Source organism: Prevotella sp. P3-92 (genome assembly GCF_002251205.1).
Classification (GTDB): Bacteria; Bacteroidota; Bacteroidia; order Bacteroidales; family Bacteroidaceae; genus Prevotella.
In genome coordinates, this window is sequence record NZ_NPJE01000058.1 from 45409 (window position 1) to 62965 (window position 17557).

General features: G+C 51.5%; 10 protein-coding genes. 5 read left to right on the forward strand and 5 right to left on the reverse strand.

What is annotated here, in order from left to right; genetic code table 11:
- Window positions 1-120: 120 nt before the first annotated feature.
- From CIK93_RS08630 to CIK93_RS08645, 4 genes are all read right to left on the reverse strand, one after another.
- The gene (locus tag CIK93_RS08630) at window positions 121-1545 is read right to left on the reverse strand and encodes a glycoside hydrolase family 28 protein (protein WP_094447094.1); all 1425 of its coding nucleotides are present in this window, start codon (window positions 1543-1545) and stop codon (window positions 121-123) included.
- Between the two features lie 35 nt (window positions 1546-1580).
- A complete protein-coding gene (locus CIK93_RS08635) occupies window positions 1581-1958 on the reverse strand; it encodes a sensor histidine kinase KdpD (RefSeq protein ID WP_256387580.1) in 378 nt (125 codons plus the stop codon).
- Window positions 1959-2091: 133 nt separating this feature from the next.
- Window positions 2092-2523, reverse strand: coding sequence for a Fur family transcriptional regulator (locus tag CIK93_RS08640; RefSeq protein WP_094391387.1), 432 nt, complete (start codon window positions 2521-2523; stop codon window positions 2092-2094).
- Between the two features lie 85 nt (window positions 2524-2608).
- On the reverse strand, window positions 2609-3508 hold the full coding sequence (locus CIK93_RS08645) for a diaminopimelate dehydrogenase (RefSeq protein WP_094447096.1): 900 nt from the start codon (window positions 3506-3508) through the stop codon (window positions 2609-2611).
- A gap of 200 nt (window positions 3509-3708) precedes the next feature.
- Between CIK93_RS08645 and ruvA the strand changes: the two genes are divergently transcribed.
- Both ruvA and sprA read left to right on the forward strand, forming a co-directional pair.
- Window positions 3709-4311 carry a Holliday junction branch migration protein RuvA gene (gene ruvA, locus CIK93_RS08650; RefSeq protein WP_094391385.1) on the forward strand — a complete coding sequence of 201 codons (603 nt, stop codon included), beginning with the start codon at window positions 3709-3711 and terminating at the stop codon, window positions 4309-4311.
- Between the two features lie 49 nt (window positions 4312-4360).
- Window positions 4361-11674, forward strand: coding sequence for a cell surface protein SprA (sprA, locus tag CIK93_RS08655; RefSeq protein WP_371327164.1), 7314 nt, complete (start codon window positions 4361-4363; stop codon window positions 11672-11674).
- Window positions 11675-12470: 796 nt separating this feature from the next.
- On the opposite strand, the gene dacB is transcribed toward sprA, so the two are convergent.
- Window positions 12471-13688, reverse strand: a complete 1218-nt coding sequence (gene dacB / locus CIK93_RS08660; protein ID WP_094447098.1) for a D-alanyl-D-alanine carboxypeptidase/D-alanyl-D-alanine-endopeptidase — start codon at window positions 13686-13688, stop codon at window positions 12471-12473.
- A 92-nt stretch (window positions 13689-13780) separates the two neighbouring features.
- Here dacB and nadB point away from each other — a divergent pair, with 92 nt between their 5' ends.
- The 3 genes from nadB (at window position 13781) to gcvT (ending at window position 17540) form a co-directional block, all read left to right on the forward strand.
- Window positions 13781-15367 (forward strand): L-aspartate oxidase, encoded by a 1587-nt coding sequence (nadB, locus tag CIK93_RS08665; RefSeq protein ID WP_094391382.1) that lies wholly within the window; start codon window positions 13781-13783, stop codon window positions 15365-15367.
- A 73-nt stretch (window positions 15368-15440) separates the two neighbouring features.
- A complete protein-coding gene (locus tag CIK93_RS08670) occupies window positions 15441-16412 on the forward strand; it encodes a lipoate protein ligase C-terminal domain-containing protein (RefSeq protein ID WP_094447099.1) in 972 nt (323 codons plus the stop codon).
- A gap of 51 nt (window positions 16413-16463) precedes the next feature.
- The gene (gene gcvT / locus CIK93_RS08675; protein ID WP_094447100.1) at window positions 16464-17540 is read left to right on the forward strand and encodes a glycine cleavage system aminomethyltransferase GcvT; all 1077 of its coding nucleotides are present in this window, start codon (window positions 16464-16466) and stop codon (window positions 17538-17540) included.
- Window positions 17541-17557: the final 17 nt, after the last annotated feature.

A 17557-nucleotide genomic window follows, 5' to 3' on the forward strand; every position in this document is an offset into this window, starting at 1 on the left:
TTAGCAATTTTGAATGAAATAATAATGGGCAGAACTGAATTTCTGCCCATTATCCTTTGGTTTTGTATGATAACTGATAGGCTTTTTATCTACTATCAATCATTGGAGTTTTATGCCATGTTATTGTTTCTTATCGCTAAGCAGACGCACATTGGTCAGTTTTACGGATGCACTGGCTGTATCAATGTCTTCTCCCTTTTTGCTATAGACGAAGGTGGAGTTGCTGATATTGATATCGCGTACGCATTGCATGCCTTCTATACCATGGGCTTTGATGGCTGTCTCTGCACCACGGCAGATGATATTGTCGATATGGATATCTTGGAAATGGGGCACAAATTGTGCTTCATCACCCTTTGGAGCCAATGCTTTGGCATCGGATGCTCCTGCTGGCCGATTGACATAGTCGCACTGGAAAACAACGGCTTCGTCTTTGATGTCTGTCATGACGATATTGCTGATGTAGAGTTGGCTGGTCTCACCGCCACGGCCTACACCGCTCTTGAAGCGCAAACCGGTATCTGTTCCGGCAAAACGGCAGTTGCGTGCCACTACACGACGCACACCGGCTGCTGTCTCACTACCCAGTACAAAGGCTCCATGTGCGTGATATACTGTGTTGTTTTCTACCAGAATGTCTTCACATCCTGATACAGCAGAAGCTTTGGGACGTCCGCTCTTCAGGCAGATACCGTCGTCGCCCACATTGACAGTGGAATTGACAACCAGCACACGTTGACAGTCGGAGAGGTCGATGCCGTCGCCATTCTGTGCATTCCAAGGGCAACGCACGGTGATGCCGTCGATGATGATGTCTGAAGAATAGCATGGATGTACGTGGAATCGGGGCGAGTTTTGGAAGGTAACGCCTTGGAACAAAACTCTTTTGCATTTTTCAAATCTCACAAGGTCGTTGCGCATCTGCTCCTGTGCTACGGGCGATTTGGCAATGTCAGGATAGCTGTTGCGCATCTGCCAAGGATACCAGAGTGTGCCATCTTTCATCTCCTGTCCGCCCATACTCTTAAACTGGCTCCATTCTGTATCGCTTACTTTTGATCGCTTTACGGGACGCCATTGGGCACCGTTGCCGTCAATGATACCTTCTCCTGTAATGGCAATGTCAGTACGTTTCTCGGCACGGATGCATGGATATACTCTCCGGGCTTTGGTATCTGCATCGCGATAGATGCTTTTGTCAGGTGAGAAATAGATGATGGCATTCTTTTCCAAATGCAGATCGATGTGGTCTTTCAGTTCGATAGGACCAGTCAGCCAAACGCCTGTTGGTACTATGAGGTGTCCACCGCCTTGTTGTGCCAACTTGTCGATGGCATTCTGGATGGCTTTGGTGCAGAGGGTAACACCGTCGCCTATTCCGCCTGCCTCTGTCAGCGTGATGCTTCGGCTGGGGATGTTGACCTGTTGTGGTTGGTTTAACGTGACTGGAGTCTGGTTGTAATACTTCTGATAATCTTGCGCTGACGATAGTGCTGGCATGCAGAGTGCCAACAAAGTCAGCATAGATGTGATAGTTTTTTTCATACTTTTTTTATTTGTTTATAGTAGTGCTTATTTTCTTATTGTTGTTCTTCTAACGTTGTAGCTGTTTGTGCCACAACAGGGAGGATCAGGATGAAACGCGCTCCGGTAGTATAGTTGGGGTCGAGTGTGATTGATCCGCCCAGTTTGGTAGCAATGGTATGGCAGATGTAGAGTCCCAATCCGGCACCTTGTTTGTTAGAATCGAGTTTGACGAATCTTTCAAACAACTTCTTATGATGTTTAGGTGCAATACCATATCCTGTATCGGTGACGCAGAAAGCGATACTGTCTGTTCCTTGGTCATTTTTTATCTTGCGACATTCCAAAAGGATACTTCCCTTCGTGGTATTCTTAATAGCGTTGGCAAGCATTTCATTGATGGCCTGTAAAGTGCGGTGACGGTCAGTCTCTATAGTGTCGGTTTCCTGCTATTGCCTTTTCGCATAGTTCGTTTACGTTGGTCTCTTCTATCTTCAAATACAGAATAGGTGTGTGGTATGTCGGCTCCTAATTGGTGAATGGCAGATCACCGCATAGTAAAAAATGTTATTTCCCCGCTTTAGCACATTCGGCACAGATGCCTTTTACGATATATTCCGCCTCTTCCATTACAAAGCCATCGGGTAGTGGAACATGGGGTATGCGTATGCTTGTCAGACAATAGGTGCGGTTGCATTTGCGACAAGTCAGATGAACATGGCCGTCACACTGTCGGGTATCGTCAAAATGGCAGACGCAATATTTCTGCATGCCCGTTCCATCGTCAATATCATGGAGCAGATGCACACTGGCAAAGAGGGTGAGTGTGCGAAACAGGGTGGAGCGATCAACTGTAGGCAGGGCCTTTTCAACATCTGCCAGACTAAAAGCATCACTGAAACCATGGCGTATGGTGCGCCATACCATCAAGCGTACGGCTGTGACACGGATGCCGGCATTGTCGAGTGACTGTTCGTCGGAGATTTCAAGGTGGTGCATACAGTTGTGATGAATAAAGAATAACGGAAGCCTAAGCTGTCAGCTGTTATGAAAATAGCTGTGACTCAGGCTTCCGTTTATAGAGTTATACTAAATGTTCGATAAGGTCTGCGCGTTCACCGGGCAGCATGTCAATGACTGGCAGTTCAACCATGGTGTAGCAACCGGGTTGCTGACGCATGGAGGCACGAGCCACATTGACCAATACCTGAGCAGTGAGCGCAGGGTTGTTGATGCTCATATCGAATTCGAAACGCTGGTTCTGAGTCTTTCCACTTACACCTTTGCGCACAAGATGTACGCCATGACCCATATCGCGAACAGCATCCACTGATTCAACGGCAAAGACGTGTGTCTCATCGTTGGCAAAGTATGGATCGGCTTTAATGGCAGCTGTCACCTCATCAAGCTTGGCACCGTCTTCCAATTCTACATATACCATGCGGCGATGTATGCCCTCGCCCAAAGGAATAGTCATAGAGAGTGCATTCTTTACACCCGCTTTCGAACGAACGCATACAGAGTGTCCCATAGACATTCCTGGTCCGAAATTGGTATAGGTCAGACCTTTTGGTGCGAGGCTCTGCATGAGCATACGTACGATAGAGTCAGATCCTGGATCCCATCCCGCAGCAATCACACTGACGGTACCGGTTTTCTTGTTAACCTCCATCAGTCTTTCGCGATAACCACGGATATTGGTATGTATATCAAACGAATCGACGGTGTTGATGCCCAGAGGCAGAATCTGCATGGCATGTTCTTCACATGATCGAGTAGGAGTGGCAAGAATGGCTACATCTACATCTTTCAGTTCCTTGATATCCTTGACCACAGGGTATGCAGCCAGTTCTGCGGGTTTGTTGTCTGCTCCGTTTCTGCGGACGATTCCTGCAATCTCGAAGTCTTCAGCGGCTTCAAGAGCTTCTACGGCGTATTTGCCGATGTTGCCGTAACCAACTACGGCAGCGCGAATTTTCTTCATGTTTGTATCTTGTTTTGAGTTGTCTTATTGTCTGTCTGTGTGCAAAATTACACTTTTTGCATGAGAATCGTTACAGTTTGGCGGAATATTTTTCTTCTCTGACCTTCAATTCTGACAATTTGAAGATTTGTGGGCGTCTCACACAATAAATCGTCACCAACAAGCGTTATAACTATTGTATTAATACAAAATTATAAGTTATGATAGATTATATTAAAGGCGAACTGGCAGAGCTCAGTCCTGCCTCAGCCACTGTTGAGGCTGCCGGTGTGGGCTATGCCATGAGCATATCGCTCACCACGTATAGTGCGATACAGGGAAAGAACACCGTGAAACTCTATGTCTATGAGGCTATCCGCGAAGATGCTTATGTGCTCTATGGATTTTCAGGTAAGAAGGAGCGCGAGATGTTTCAACTGCTTATTACTGTTAGCGGTGTGGGGGCAAATACAGCCCGAATGGTGCTGTCATCGATGAGTGTGGCAGAATTGTGTGCAGCGATCTCCACCGGTGATGAGCGACTTATCAAGAGCATCAAGGGTATCGGACTGAAAACTGCCCAACGTATCATTGTTGATCTGAAAGATAAGATAGTAGCCTTGGGCATTGCCGACGAACTGCCTGCTGGCGGATCGGTAGCTGTCGCTGTTGATACTGCTGTCAGAGACGAAGCAGTGGCAGCCCTTACTATGTTGGGATTCTCGCCTGCTCCTACGCAGAAAGTCGTGGTGCAGATATTGAAGGATCAGCCCGATGCGCCAGTGGAGCAGGTTGTGAAACTGGCATTAAAACAAATCAAATAAACAAAACAAGAAGCGATTGACGTTTAGGGTAGGTCATATCGTCATGGTGATGCTGAGCATTGGTGCTTTTGCCATGGCTCAACAGCACAAGCAGGCACCGTTGGAAGTACCGACGGTGCCGTTGCCCGTTGTTGCCGACAGCGTGGTCGATAGTGTGGTAAAGCCCCGATGGACTCCGCAGCGCACCGCCCCCAGGTTTGTTGCCGACCTCGACACCATCCCCCTTGACCTTCGTATGCCGCGCAATATTGCGCTCCAGGTGGACTATGACGACACCGCCAATACTTATGTTGTAGGCCAGAAGATGGGAGGGCGCTATCTGACTACTCCCCTGCTGATGTCCCCTGATGAGTATGGACAGTGGTCGCTCAAACGAAGGATGGGCACCTTCTTTCGCCAGAAGAATGCCGAAAATGTGGCAACCAAGGGGAAGAACAAGTTTGATTTTGCCGACATGCATTTTGATCTCGGTCCAGCCGACAAGATATTTGGTCCCGGTGGTGTGCGCATCAAGATGATGGGAACGGCAGAACTGAAACTGGGTGGCAATATCAAGAATATCGACAATCCGTCGTTGCCAGTACGCAATCGCCGAACAAAATCCATAGACTTTGACGAGAAGATCAACCTTAATGTGACGGGAAAGGTAGGTGATAAGTTGAATATGAACCTCAACTACAACACCGATGCCACTTTCGACTTCGATACCAAGAATATCAAGTTGCGTTATGAGGGAAAGGAAGATGAGATCATCAAACTCATTGAGGCAGGCAATATCACCTTCCCTTCGCAAAACTCACTGATCAAGGGTGCATCGAGCCTCTTCGGCGTACGTACCGATATGCAGTTTGGACGGTTGAAACTGCAGACCGTCTTTTCGCAGAAGAAATCATCAACCACAAGTGTCTCATCAAAGGGAGGCGTACAGCTGACACCTTTTGAAATCAATGTGGCAGATTATGAAGAGAATCGTCACTTCTTCCTTGCCCAGTATTTTCGTGAACGCTATGATGCCGCCATGCAACAGTTGCCCAATCTCACTACAGGCATCCAAATTACAAGAGTGGAGGTGTGGGTGACCAACAAGACGGGTACTACCGCCAATACTCGCAATATCATAGCCCTTGCCGATCTTGGTGAGAGTCGTTCGACGCGCTGGGGTAGTGGCGGAACCGTTTCTTCTGTTCCTGCCAATACCGCCAATGGCGAATATCAAGCCATGACCACCGACTATGTCGCAGCACGTCAGTCGGAACAAACGACGACGGTGCTTGATGGAGTGCCTCAGTTTACGGGCGGTAGCGATTACGAGAAACTCTCTTCCGCCCGTCTGCTCAATAGTTCGGAATATACAGTCAACAGTGCCCTTGGCTATATATCGCTCCATACTACCTTACAACCCGATCAGGTGCTTGCCGTAGCTTTCGAATATACCTCAGGCGGTCGGGTTTACCAAGTGGGTGAATTCGCATCCGACCACACCAATACTTCAGAAGCGATATTCGTTAAATCGCTGAAGAATACCAGCAACCATCCGATGCAGCCCAACTGGCGGTTGATGATGAAGAATGTGTATTATCTGGCATCTCAGGTGGAGCGTACTAAGTTTCGTCTCGATATCAAGTATCAAAGCGATACTACTGGTGTATGGCTCAACTACATCCCCGTGCAGCAGGTTAAAGATACTCCCCTGTTGCGGGTATTGGGATGCGACCGTCTTGACAACAACAATCGCCCCAATAGTAATGGTTATTTCGATTATGTTGAGGACTACACCGTCGGCGACGGCCGTGTATTCCTGCCAGCAGTCGAACCCTTCGGCCAGACCTTGCGTCGCTATCTCACCTCTCATGGTGTCAGTGCCGATGAGGCTGAACGCTATGTGTTTGCCGAACTCTATGACACCACCCGAACGGCAGCACGGCAGATGGCAGAGAAGAATAAGTATATGCTTGTCGGTCAGTATCGGGGAACGTCAGCCAATGTCATCTCGCTCGGTGCTTATAATGTGCCGCAAGGGTCGGTGGTGGTGACTGCCGGCGGTGTGGTACTGACTGAAGGATCAGACTATAGTGTTGACTATGCTGTGGGTGAGGTGACCATTCTCAACCAGAACATTATCGATGCCGGCACCAATGTCAATGTATCGCTGGAGAGCGATACCGACTATGGCATGCAGCGCAAAACCATGTTAGGACTCAACTGGCAGTATGACGTCAGTAAGGCATTGCAGTTGGGCGGCACATTACAGTATCTGACCGAGCAACCGCTGACCTCGAAGGTGACCATGGGTAGCGAACCGCTGCGCAACATGTTGTGGGGACTCAACATCAACTGGCGACAGGAGAGTCAATGGCTCACCAATATGCTCAACCGTCTGCCCTTCCTCCATTGCACAAAACCCTCGCAACTCTCTTTTACTGGCGAGTTCGCCCAACTCTTGGCAGGTCAGGCAGGCGGCACGCAGAGCCATGCCTCGTATATTGATGATTTCGAGAATGCCAAAAACGGCATTGACGTCAGCGACCCCAAGGCATGGGTGATATCGAGCGTGCCGAGCATGTTTCCCGAACATGCCGACCGCGACTCAGTGACAAGTGGTTTCAACCGTGCCTTGCTGGCATGGTATAATATCGATCCTATCTTCACCTATCGCTCGTCGTCGCTCACCCCCAGCCATATCAAGAGCGACCTCCAGCAGTTGTCTAACCACTATGTGAGATCAGTCTATGTTAGCGAACTCTATCCCAACCGTCAGCAGAGCACTTACAGTGGTGTGACAGCCACGCTGCCCATCCTCGATTTGGCTTATTATCCCGAAGAGCGCGGAGCCTACAACCTCACTACCGACCTCACCGCCGATGGACACTTGCGCAATCCGCAACAGCGATGGGGAGGCATGATGCGCCGCCTGGATACCAATGATTTCGAAACCGCCAATATCGAATATGTGGAATTTTGGTTGCTCGACCCCTTTATCTATGCCGACCGCGATGGCGGTGCTGCTGATTACGGTGGCGACCTCTACATCAATCTTGGTGAGGTGAGTGAGGACGTCTTGCGCGACGGCAAGAAATTCTCGGAGAGCAATATGCCTGTTGACGGACAGGGATCGTTCATCCGCACAGCATGGGGTAAGGTGCCCCAGCAGCCGACAGAGACCTACGCCTTTGCTACAACAGCCGGAGCACGCCTCAAACAAGATGTGGGACTCAACGGACTGACTGATGAAGAGGAACGCTCCCAACCAGCGTATGTCCGCTTCTTAGAAGGTGTGCAGGTCAATGACAGTGTGCGTGCCGCCATCCATGCCGATCCCGCAAACGACAACTACCACTTTTACCGTGGTCGCGATTACGATGAACGCAAGACCTCCATCCTTGAACGCTATAAGCGAATCAACATGCCGCAAGGCAATTCGCCCGATTCCGACAGTCAGACCGAAGGCTATGATACCAGCTATAAGACCACGCCCGATGTGGAGGATATCAATCAGGACTATACGCTCAACGAATACGAACGCTATTACCAGTATCGTGTCAGCATACGCCCAGAGGATATGCGCCTGGGATATAACCATATCACCGACATTCGCGAGGCAACGGTGCCGCTGCGCAACGGAACGAGTGAAACCGTCCGGTGGTATCAGTTTCGCATTCCCCTCAGCCAGTATGACCAGCGGGTGGGCAATATCAACGACTTCACCAGCATCCGCTTCATGCGCATGTTTCTCACCCAGTTTCGCCGCCCGGTGGTGTTGCGCTTCGGTTCTCTCGATTTGGTGCGTGGCGAATGGCGCATCTATCAGCAACCCCTGACCAATGGCGCGACTACAGGAACCATCGAGGTCAGTGCGGTGAATATTGAGGAAAACAACGACAAGCGTCCCGTCAACTATGTCCTGCCGCCAGGCATCAGTCGTGTAACCGACCCCTCCCAACCTCAACTCGTGGAAGACAACGAGCAGGCGATGAACCTCGTGGTGCGCAATCTCGCACCCGCCGAGTCGAAGGCGGTCTATAAGAACACTATGCTCGACCTGCGCCGGTACAGGCATCTGCAGATGTTTGTCCATGCCAACCACCTCATCGATGATGCCACAGACTTGCAACATGGCGATTTGGCAGTATTCGTGCGGTTGGGTAGCGATTATAAAAACAACTATTATGAGTACGAGATACCGCTGACGCTGACCCCCGATCGCAACGACTACAACAAATACAGCATCGACGATCGCAGGGCTGTGTGGCCAGAGGCTAATATGCTTGATGTCAACCTCTCCGACTTTACCCGTCTCAAGCGACAGCGCAACAAGTCAAGGGCACAGGGTGGGACTGTGTTCACGCAAATCTACTCAGAGCCCGATGCCAGCCATACCGGTTGCACGGTAAGCATCCTCGGCAATCCGTCGCTCGGTGAGGTCAGAACGCTGATGATCGGTGTGCGCAACAAGTCGGGCACGCAAAAGTCGGGAGAGGTGTGGGTCAATGAGCTCCGTCTGCGCGACTTCAACGACAATGGAGGCTGGGCTGTGAGTGGCGCCATGAATATGCAACTCTCCGATGTGGGGACGGTCAATGTCAGTGGAAGGATGATGACCAGCGGATTTGGCGGACTCGAAGAGAGCGTGTTACAGCGCTCCACTGACGATTACAAGACCTATTCAGTCACCGCCAGTATCGAACTGGGACGCTTCTTCCCCGACAAAGCCAAGGTGTCGGCACCGCTATACTATTCGGTGACGAAAGAGGAAACCCGTCCGAAATACAATCCGCTCGATACTGACCTGACCCTCGACGAGGCACTCGATGCCGCAGCCAACAAGCAGGAGCGCGATTCCATCGAGCGTATCGCCGTCACCCGCACCACCAATACCAATCTGTCGCTGTCTAATGTGCGTGTCGGCATCCGTTCAAGAAAAGCCCCCATGCCCTACGACCCTGCCAATTTCTCGTTCTCCTACAGCCACTCCCACCGCCAGACCAGTGGCGAGACCACGGTCTATGAGAAGGAAGATCAGTGGCGTGGTGCTTTCAACTATGTCTATGAACCCGTGGTGAAGCCCTGGGTACCGTTCCGTAAAATCAAGGGCCGCTCCCAATGGGCGCAATATCCCAGACAGTTAGGAGTGAACTGGCTACCGCAGAGCATCTCGTTCAATACCGAGATGCTGCGCAACTACTACGAACTGCAAGAGCGCGACATGGAGAGCATAGGCGGCCAACAGCTACCCCTAACCTTCAGTCAGCAGTTTCTGTGGAATCGCGAGTTTGCCGTACGCTGGGATCTCACCCAGCGCCTCCACCTCGATTTCCAGTCTGCCACCCACGCACAGATAGAAGAACCCTACACCCCCGTCAACAAAGACCTCTATCCCGAACAGTATCAGGCATGGAAAGACTCGGTATGGCAGAGCATCCGCCGCTTTGGCGAACCGCTCGACTATCAGCAGCGCTTCTCAGCTACCCTGCAGTGGCCACTCAGCCTGTTGCCCGTCTTCGACTGGGTGACCGGCACTGCCAAGTACGACGCCCACTATAGTTGGCTGCGCGGCACAGAACTCGACGACGGTACCAGTCTGGGACATACCATCACCACCAACCGACAGGTCAGCCTCTCTGCCACATTCAATATGGAGACCCTCTATAACCACGTGCCCTTTCTGCGCCGCCTCAATCAGCAGCGTGCCAAATGGCAGACTGTCGGCAGACAGCCGACAGTGCGTGGCAGAATTGCGGCAAAGAGGCCGCAGCCGAAGAGCAGAGAAGAGCGCATCCTGCCCAAAAACCAAGGTACGTGGCAACGCGAAGTCAGACTGTCGGCAGACACCGTTACCATAGTGACCCACGACAAGGCCACGCGCCGACTCATTGTCACCGCACGCACTCGCGACGGGCGCACTTACCCCCTGCGCTATAAGCTGCTTGACCGCCGCCAGTTGCGCATCGACTCTCGCGACACCGCCACTATCCTGCTGTCGGTAGCCGAGCGTCCACCCTTAGACCGCCAGTGGTGGTATCGCTCCCTGCAGTCAGCCACCCAGGTACTCATGATGGTGCGCTCCGCCAGTCTCACTTATCGAGACGACTACTCGCTGTCGGTGCCCGGCTTCCTTCCCACCATAGGTGATGTTTTCGGACAGCGAGGCGGTCACCTGATGGCACCTGGTCTCGCCTTCGCCTTCGGCACGGTAGATGATACCTATGTCAGTCGAGCCCTCGACCGCGGATGGCTGCTCACAGTCGATAGCATAGCATCGCCAGCCACTGCCAACCACACCACCGACTTGCAGTTGCGCGCCGTGCTGGAACCCCTGCGCGGGTTGCGCATCGACCTCCATGCCAGTCGCACGCACACACGTGCGCGTACCATACAATATATGTATTCCGGCATGCCCACCACGCTGAGCGGATCATTCTCTATGACCACCCTGTCGCTCAAGTCGGCACTGGAATCCACGGGCAGTGCCACAGGCGGATACCGATCCGCTTCGTTCAGCCGCTTCTGTCGGTCGCTCGAAGGCTATCGGCAGCGAGCCGCCGCGGCCTACGGTAGTGTGCCCGATGCCTATCATGCCACCGTCATGATACCCGCCTTCCTCTCCGCCTATACCAGCAGTGGAGGTAGTGGCAGCTTCTTCCCCTCGCTGGCATCGATGCTGCCCAATTGGACCGTACGCTATACGGGGCTCTCTGCGCTGCCATGGGTGGCAGACCATTTCAAGAGCATCACGCTGTCACACGCCTATCGGAGCATCTATGCCGTAGGCAGCTACTCCGCCACCAATGCTGCCACGCTTGCCGACTATAGTGTGCCGACTGTCAGTCTGAACGAAGCTTTCTCGCCATTGCTCGGCATCGACGTGTCGCTGCACAACGACCTCAGTGTGAAACTCGAATACCGCACCACGCGCATTGTCAGCCTATCCACTACGAGTGTCCAGATCAACGAGAGCCGTTCCAACGACTGGGTGCTGGGCATGGCATATACCATCAGCGACTTCAACCTCTTCGGCACCGCCGGCAATCGTAGGGTGAGCCGCGCCCAGCGCAGCCAGCGCCAACAGCCCGACAGTCAGAAGAGTGTCAAGACAGGTGTCAACCACGACCTCTCGTTGCGTCTCGACCTCTCGTTGCGTCGTCAGGCATCCCTCTCTCGCGATATTGCTACCGCTACGAGTGCCGCCAACAGCGGCAATACCGCCCTCCGCCTGTCTTTTGTGGCAGACTATACTTTGTCGCGCCTGCTCACCCTCAGCGCCTACTACGATCGGCAGACCAACACCCCCTTGCTGTCATCAGCAAGCTATCCAACCACTACCCACGATTTCGGACTGTCGCTTAAAGTCAGTCTGTCGAGGTGAGGGCGAATGGCAACTCCGCTTTCGCGTACAGTTATTTTAGTTTTCAAGAAATTTCGACCACACGACCACGGATATTTGCAATGTTCTATCTGTTAGTGTCTTATGGTGTGGTCGAAAACCTAAATCATGGGATTACGACCACACTTCGACCACAGAATGGCGTAAGCATATCTGCGATGCTCATATCTATCCATAAAAATAACAATTGTCATTCAGAAATAAAACTGATCGGTATTTGGAAATAACGTTTAATAGAGGTCCTGTCCAATGTTTGATAAAGGTATTTTCAACGTTTGATAAAGGTGTTTTCAACGTTCGAAAAAGGTGTTATCCAACGTTTGACAATGGTGTTATCCAACGTTTGACAATGGTGTTATCTAACGTTTGACAATGGTATTGTCTAACGTTTGACAAAAATATTATCAAGGTTTGAAAAAGCGCTGACAAACTCAAATACCCCACTTAGACATAGATATATATGCTTGTTCAGAGATTTATGATGCTGATAGATGGCAATCCGCGTGGTTGAAGAGCTGATGAAGTGTGGTCGAAGCGGTGGTCGAAGTGTGGTCGAAATTTAAGGATTCGACCACCACTTAAAGTTCTAAACCACTGCGTGTTAGGTTGACGTTGTGGTCGAGTGGTCGAAATTTTTTGAAAACTAAAATAACTGTATCTGAAAGCGGTGCTGTTGATTCACCGCTCTCTTTCATCAACTAACCGAGGAACAACAGCGTGAATAGTCGTTTACCGACGACAGTCTTTCGTGTACGCGTATGTATCGCGCTGTGTATCATCAAGGTGCACAAAGTGCATTGCAGACTCGGTCTTGGAATCGTCGTGCGTTGCTGGTGTGCATGACACCTTGGTTGATGATGGAGAAACACAGGCGATGGTCGTTGGCAGCGGTGCAATAGCCAGCCAGTGCCGATACGCCTTCGAGTGTTCCGGTCTTTGCCTTGACATTGTCGGCGGCAAACGAGCCGCGCATGCGGTTGCGCAAGGTGCCATCGCTGCCCGCCACAGGGAGCGAGGGCAGAAGATGGAGATAGACCGTGCTGTTGCGGTAGGCATAGCGCAGGAGGCGCACCTCAAGGTCTGCAGAGAGATAGTTGTAGAGCGACAGTCCACTGCCGTCGGCTATGCGGTAGGGACGATGGCCCAGTCCTACCTTGGAAATCAACCGCTTGACAATGGCGGCGGCATCCTTGGCGCGCGCAGGGCGGTGGCCCTGATGGGCTGCCAACTGGTAGAACATGGCTTCGGCATAGAAATTGTCGCTCTGCTTCATCATGCGTAACAGTATCTGGTCGATGCTGTGGAAACGTGAACAGAGGTGGAAGGCGCTGTCGGGCAGTGTGCCGTCGGATATGCGCACATCGAGCACCACTCCGTCGTCAACGAGCTGGCGGATGAAGCGATCGACAAACTGCGTGTTGCGACCGATGGTCAGTGGCGACAGCGGCGGATTGTCGTCGTCCCAACACCATCCCTCGCCCAAGAGGTCGGCATCCTTCATGCTGCGGTCTGCCACGATGCTGCCGCGGATCGTGTCTACGCCCATGCAGCGGATACTCTCCACGAAGGCATTCATGTCGTCAATGTTGAAACGCGGATCGAAACCGCCCACGCAGTAGAGATCGCCCGTCAGGGTGTGGTCTTCTACCTTTCCAGTATAATAGAGTTGGGTGCGAAATTGGTAGGAGCCGCCCAACTTGTCGATGGCGGTGATGGCGGTGAGAAGCTTCATGGTCGATGCTGGACGCAACATCTGATGCTCGTTCACCTTATATAATATAGAGTCGGCTGTCAGGTCATAGACCTCCAGACCCACAGTGCTGGTTTCAAACATAGGGTGGCGGAGCAGCGAGTCGAGGCGATACTGGATGTTCCGCGGCCATGGCAGTGCCACATCGATGGTATCGACCTGAAAGGTATCGGGCTCCTCTGTTTCCTGGGCAGAAGCAGCCACTGCTACCCACAATAATAACAATATAATCTTAATCTTACTCATAATATGGGTGCAAAATTACAAAATAATATGGTTTGATGGTCGATTTTCCATAAGAAATTAGTATTTTTGCACCAATATTATAACGAAACGTTATGGTTTATAAGTACGATTATCTCATAATAGGTGCAGGTGTGGCAGGTATGAGCTACGCCCTGAAGATAGCACGTGCCAATAAGGGACGCGTCTGTATGATTTGCAAAAGTTCGCTCGACGAGGCCAATACCTCGTTTGCGCAAGGTGGTGTTGCCTCTGTCACTAATCTGAAAGTGGATAACTTTGAAAAGCACATTGAAGATACAATGATAGCCGGCGACTACATCTCCGACCCTAAGGCCGTGGAACAAGTGGTGCGTAATGCACCGTCACAGATTGAAGAACTCGTCAACTGGGGAGTCAATTTCGACAAGAAAGACGGGCACTTTGACCTGCACCGCGAGGGAGGCCATTCTGAATTCCGTATTCTCCACCATGCCGACGATACCGGTGCGGAGATACAGCGAGGACTGATGGAGGCGGTGCGCAACAATCCTAACATAGATATCAAAGAGCACCATTTTGCCGTGGAGATCATCACCCAGCATCATCTTGGTGTGCGCGTCACCCGACGGTCACCACACATCCAGTGTTACGGAGCATACGTGCTCAATCCCGACACAGAGAAGGTAGATACCTATTTGGCGAAAATCACCGTGATGTGTACCGGTGGATGCGGAGCGGTATATCTCACCACGTCGAACCCCGTGATAGCCACTGGCGATGGTATCGCCATGGTTTATCGCGCCAAAGGTACGGTGGCAGATATGGAGTTCGTGCAGTTTCACCCCACCGTACTGCATAATCCGAAAGAGACACACCCTGCCTACCTCATCACCGAGGCGATGCGAGGCTATGGCGGCATACTGAAACTGCCCAACGGCGAGACCTTCATGGAGAAATACGACGAAAGGCTGTCGCTCGCACCACGTGACATCGTGGCACGCGCCATAGACAAGGAGATGAAGATACACGGACTGGACCACGTCTGTCTTGACGTGACCCATAAGCCCGCAGAAGAGACGCGCCACCATTTCCCCAATATCTATCAGAAGTGCCTGTCGATAGGTATCGACATCACCACCGACTACATCCCCGTGCGCCCTGCAGCACACTATATGTGTGGAGGCATCAAAGTAGATCTCAACGGACAGTCGAGCATTGAACGGCTCTATGCCCTTGGTGAGTGTTCATGCACCGGACTGCACGGCGGCAACCGACTGGCAAGCAACTCGCTCATCGAGGCGGTGGTCTATGCCGATGCCGCTGCCAGACACTCGCTGCAGCATATCGACGAATACGACTATAATACCAATGTGCCGGAGTGGAACGACGAGGGCACTATGACCAACGAAGAGAAAGTGCTCATCACGCAATCGGTCAAGGAAGTGACGCAGATCATGTCCAACTATGTGGGCATCGTGCGCTCTGACCTGCGCCTGCACCGGGCATGGGACCGACTCGACATGCTCTATGAGGAAACCGAACGGCTCTTCAAGCGCGTCAAGGCAAGTAGGGACATCTGCGAACTGCGCAACATGATCAATGTGGGATATCTCATCACACGATGGGCGTTGGAACGCAAGGAGTGCAGAGGTCTCCACTATACCACCGACTATCCGTTGCATGCCTACGACAAGAAATAATATGCAAATAATTTGCAGTATTCAAAATTTCTTGCTACATTTGCCTCTGATTACTAACTAAGAATGCTAAGACATGCTGCACATCGCACTGCCCGACAATAAGACAAGGAGACTGACCTTCTATCTGGCTATGGAAGAATACGTGGCCAGACACCTGAAGGCTGCCGACTGCTTCTTTATCTGGCAGGTGGAGCCCACCGTGATATTCGGCAAAAACCAGTTGATCGACAACGAGGTGAACCTTGATTTCTGTCGCCGCCATAACATACAGACCTACCGCCGTAAGAGCGGTGGGGGCTGTGTGTATGCCGATATGAACAACCTGATGCTGTCGTATATCACCGACGACGAAGGGGTGGGATTCACCTTCAACAAGTATATGGGCATGCTGGTCACGATGCTCCATCGGTTGGGCGTCGATGCCAAAGCCAATGGGCGCAACGATGTGATGCTGGGCAACAGAAAACTGTCGGGCAGCGCATTCTATCGCATACCGGGCCGGAGTATCCTGCATAGCACCCTGCTCTACGACACAGATATCGTCAACATGGTGGGGGCTATCACACCGGGAGAATTGAAACTACTCTCAAAGGGGGTGGAGAGCGTACGCCAGCGCATTGACTTGCTCAAAAACCATATCACTCTCAATGTTGACGAACTCAGAGAGTTTGCCATCAAGCACTTCTGCGACGAGACCTATTGCCTCGGAGAGAAAGAGATTGAAGAGATAGAACATATCGAAGAGGAATATCTCACCGACGATTTCATCTACGGCAACAACCCACGCTACACCGTGGTGAAGCACAAGAGGATAGAGGGCGTAGGAGAATTTGAGGTGAGAATCGATATGCGACATAATGTCATACACGATGTCAACCTGATGGGGGACTACTTCCTCATCGGCGATCTCGACAACGGACTGCTCAAAAAACTGCGGGGTGTTCCGCTTACCAGAGAGTCTATCAGATGTATTCTCCCTGACCGGATAGACGACATCATCTACAACCTTGAGAAAGAGGACTTCGTCAACCTACTGGCAGGTTGAGCAAAATACTAAAAACCCAATAACAACAATATATAAATATTCAAACAGCCTATGAACAACAAACGCACCTGTCTTTACGACAAACACGTGGCACTGGGCGCTCTCATTTCGCCCTTTGGTGGGTTCGACATGCCCATACAGTATTCCAACATCACTGACGAACACCAAGCTGTGCGTCAACATTGTGGTGTGTTCGACGTGAGCCACATGGGCGAAGTGCTCGTCAGCGGTACAGACGCTGAGCGCTACGTCAACCACATCTTCACCAATAATGTGGAAGGTCTTGCTGTCGGCAAAATCCTATATGGCATGATGTGCTATGAGGATGGCGGAGTGGTCGATGACCTGTTGGTATATAAGATGGCGGACGACCGCTTTTTCCTGGTCATCAATGCTGCCAATATCGACAAAGACTGGGCTTGGATCCAGTTGCAAGCCGAGGGGTTCAACGTGATACTCGACAATCAGAGCGACTACTACGGACAGTTGGCAGTGCAGGGGCCGGAAGCGGAGCGCATCATGGAAGAGATACTCAATCTGCCATGCAGCGAACTGACTTTCTACACCTTTAAGACCATGGGCGACGTCATCGTGTCGCGCACCGGATATACCGGTGAGGATGGCTTTGAGATATATGCCACTCCCGATTATATCAACCAGTGTTGGGATAAACTGATGGCTGCCGGCGTGACACCTTGCGGACTGGGATGCCGCGACACCCTGCGCTTCGAAGTGGGACTGCCGCTCTACGGTGATGAACTGTCTGCCGAAATCACTCCTATCATGGCTGGACTGGGCATGTTTGTCAAACTCGATAAAGAGGAGTTTGTGGGACGTGACGCCCTTGCCAAGCAGAAAGCTGAAGGTGTAGCCCAGAAACTCGTGGGTATAGAACTCCAAGACAAAGCGATTCCCCGTCATGGCTATACCGTGATGAAAGACGGACAGCCCATCGGTACTGTGACGACAGGATACCATACCATCTCTACCGACAAGAGCGTATGTATGGCACTTATCGACAGCCAGTATGCGCCACTCGGCACAGAACTGGAAGTGCAGATTCGCAAAAAGGTGTTCCCTGGAACCGTGGTCAAGAAGCGCTTCTACGACAAGCATTACAAGAAATGAGAAAATATATACAATAA